General features: G+C 68.0%; 4 protein-coding genes. All 4 read left to right on the top strand.

Annotated elements, in window-relative coordinates; genetic code table 11:
• Window positions 1-150: 150 nt before the first annotated feature.
• The 4 genes from DMH12_RS38140 to DMH12_RS38130 are packed head-to-tail and all read left to right on the top strand — an operon-like array spanning window position 151 to window position 2,423.
• On the top strand, window positions 151-363 hold the full coding sequence (locus DMH12_RS38140; RefSeq protein WP_125495823.1) for a hypothetical protein: 213 nt from the start codon (window positions 151-153) through the stop codon (window positions 361-363).
• The gene (locus DMH12_RS39410) at window positions 360-500 is read left to right on the top strand and encodes a hypothetical protein (protein ID WP_185832781.1); all 141 of its coding nucleotides are present in this window, start codon (window positions 360-362) and stop codon (window positions 498-500) included. Before DMH12_RS38140 ends, DMH12_RS39410 begins: the two co-directional genes overlap by 4 nt.
• 22 nt (window positions 501-522) lie before the next feature.
• On the top strand, window positions 523-1,176 hold the full coding sequence (locus tag DMH12_RS38135; protein WP_125495822.1) for a hypothetical protein: 654 nt from the start codon (window positions 523-525) through the stop codon (window positions 1,174-1,176).
• A 41-nt stretch (window positions 1,177-1,217) separates the two neighbouring features.
• The gene (locus DMH12_RS38130) at window positions 1,218-2,423 is read left to right on the top strand and encodes a hypothetical protein (protein ID WP_125495821.1); all 1,206 of its coding nucleotides are present in this window, start codon (window positions 1,218-1,220) and stop codon (window positions 2,421-2,423) included.
• The last annotated feature ends 130 nt before the right edge of the window (window positions 2,424-2,553 follow it).

Here is a 2,553-nt window from a genome sequence, read left to right as displayed (position 1 = left end):
GGATGGTCGGGGGCTTCTTCACTGCGGTTCCTTCCGGTGTTCGGGCGTGTGGTTGCTGGTCGTGCTGGGGGCCGATCGCCGACCACCCCCACGGCGATCGGCCCCCAGCACGACCAGCAACCACACGCCCGAACACCGGAAGGAACCGCAGTGAAGAAGCCCCCGACCATCCAACTGGCCCTCTGGGCCGTCGCCCTACTCCTTACCATCCGCCTCACCTGGACCGTCGCCCAGCACAACGTGTCCGTCCTCACCACCCTCACCGTCGGCCTGTGCGTGCTCTACGCCACCAAGGCCGGCTGCGACCAGATCGCCCGCGACTACGCCAAGGCCAAGGCCCGCCGACAGGAGGCCACCCGATGACCGGACCCGAGTTCGCCCAGGCCCACGGCGACAGCAGTACCTGGACCACCGCCGACTTCGAAACCGAGATCAACCTCGCCGAGATCGACGCCTACACCCCGCCCACCGACCCGGCCGACCTCACCACCGCCGCCTGACTCGGAAGGACCGCTGACCGTGATGACCGCCACCCAGCCCGCCACCACCTGGCACGACGACATCACCATCAACGGCCAGCCCTACCCCACCCGCCACCCCGTCCCCGACCACGGGCCCAACAGCGACGCCTACCTCGGAACCCTCACCCACGCACAGCGCGACCACCTCCGAGCCATCCACGAAGCCGCCCACGCCGTCGCCGCACTCGCCCAAGGCGCCCACGTCCACTACGCGGAGATCGTTACTACCTCCACCCTCAAGAACACCGCCCTCACAGCCACCGGCACGCCCAGCGGCAACACCGCCGTCTGCAACATCCCCGACGGACAGTCCTTCGCCATCTTCCTCGGCGTCGGTGAGCGGGCCGAAGACCACTGGCTCCACCAGAGCAACCAGTGGACGCCCCTACTCGCAGCCGGAGTCGAGCTCGGCGCCTACGGCGATCGGCAGGCCCTCCTCAAGGTCAACCCCCACATCCGGTTCGGCATCGACCACAACGACTACACGGTCGTCCACGACCTCGCCGACCAGTTCGTCACCGCGCAATGGGACGTCATCACCACGGTCGCTGCCGCCCTCGTCACGCGGCTGCATCTCACGGGCGGCGAGATCGCCGACCTGGCGCAGCTCCCCAACGGCATCCACTCCCGCACCTGCACCCTCCCCACCGCCTAACCCACCCGTCGCCCCACCGACACCCGGAAGGAACCCAGCCCATGCTCACCGACATCCACACCACCATCGGCCGGGTGCCCGTGTACGCATGGGCCGCCCTCCTCACCCTCCTCTTCCTCGGCGCCATCACCTTCGGCTACCGCGCCGCCAAAAACCGCACCCCCCGCCCCCGCAAAACCCCCGACAAGCAGAAGCGCCGCCACCTCACCGGCTTCCTCGGCATGAGCCTCGTCGTCACCGCCGGCCTCGCCCTCTCCACCAACACCAGCGCCCGCTTCGCCGAGAAGCGCCTCAACATGGACTCCCCCTGGCACATCACCATCGGCCTCGTCCTCGAAGCCATCGTGCTCGGCCTGTCCATCTACTCCTGGGCGTTCAACGACAAGGGCGCCGCCCGCGTCGTCTACCTCCTCGTCCTCGCCCAGGCCATCGGTGCAATCGAAGTCGTTCGCCAGGAGAACGAAGACCTCGGCACCGCCCTGGTCCGCATCGTGGGGCCCGTCATGCTCGCCTACGGCCTCCACAAGCTCCTCGGACTCGAATCCAAGCTCGGCAAGATCGAGATCCGTTCCGACGGGATCCTCGCCCGCCTCTGGACCGACCAGAAGAACCGCCTCGAAAGCCGCCTCGGTATCGGAGCTCGCGGCGCCGACGCCGCCGCGATCTCCCGCGCCAACGCCGCCGACAAGTTCATCAACCTCAACTCCGTTGGCAAGCCCAAGCTCATGACCGACCACCAGTACAAGCGAGCCCTCGTCAAGGCCGGCCGCGCCGCCCTCCACGGCCTCGAAGGCATCGAACGACAGATGGCCGAAGCCAACCTCGTCGACCGCATCGCCTACGAAAAGGGCATGCAGATGGGCGGCGCCCACTTCGAAACCGCCGTCATGCGGGGCGTGCGTTCGAACACCGGTGCCACCATTCCGGATGCGGTTCCTCCGCTCGGGTTCAGCCCGCTGACCAGCGCGGCTACCGAAGCCGCACCCGCCGGCCAAACCGAAACCACACCCGAGCCGCACACCGACAAGCCGCAGCCGCGTTCGAACCCCGCCACGACCGACGTCGAGCGCAAGGCCCGCGCCTTCGACGTCTACGCCGACCTTGGCCAGCCCTCCCAGCGGTCCTTCATCAAGGCCTGGCGTGGCCGCGGATACGGCGAGACCGACCAGACCCTCCGCGAGCTCTACAACGAGATGCACGCCGCCTTCGAGAAGTCCCGGAACACGAGCGCGGGGGAGTCCGAGTGAGCAGGACGTGCACCTCGATGGCCACCGGCTTGCAGGCCCCGTCCGTATCCGTTCTCAACAGCACTGAAAGGAAGTGAAGGAGGTGAGCGCAGACACGATTACCTCGATCAACCCCGGCAACCCCGACCCC

This window comes from Streptomyces sp. WAC 04229, assembly GCF_003947455.1.
In the GTDB taxonomy this organism is placed as follows: domain Bacteria; phylum Actinomycetota; class Actinomycetes; order Streptomycetales; family Streptomycetaceae; genus Streptomyces.
This window is presented reverse-complemented; position numbering and strand designations above follow the sequence as displayed.

What these genes read in the sequence shown, in the direction of transcription:
- DMH12_RS39410 (WP_185832781.1), top strand. Translation starts at nt 360, where the DNA reads ATGACCGGACCCGAGTTCGCCCAGGCCCACGGCGACAGCAGTACCTGG.
- DMH12_RS38135 (WP_125495822.1), top strand. Translation starts at nt 523, where the DNA reads ATGACCGCCACCCAGCCCGCCACCACCTGGCACGACGACATCACCATC.
- DMH12_RS38130 (WP_125495821.1), top strand. Translation starts at nt 1,218, where the DNA reads ATGCTCACCGACATCCACACCACCATCGGCCGGGTGCCCGTGTACGCA.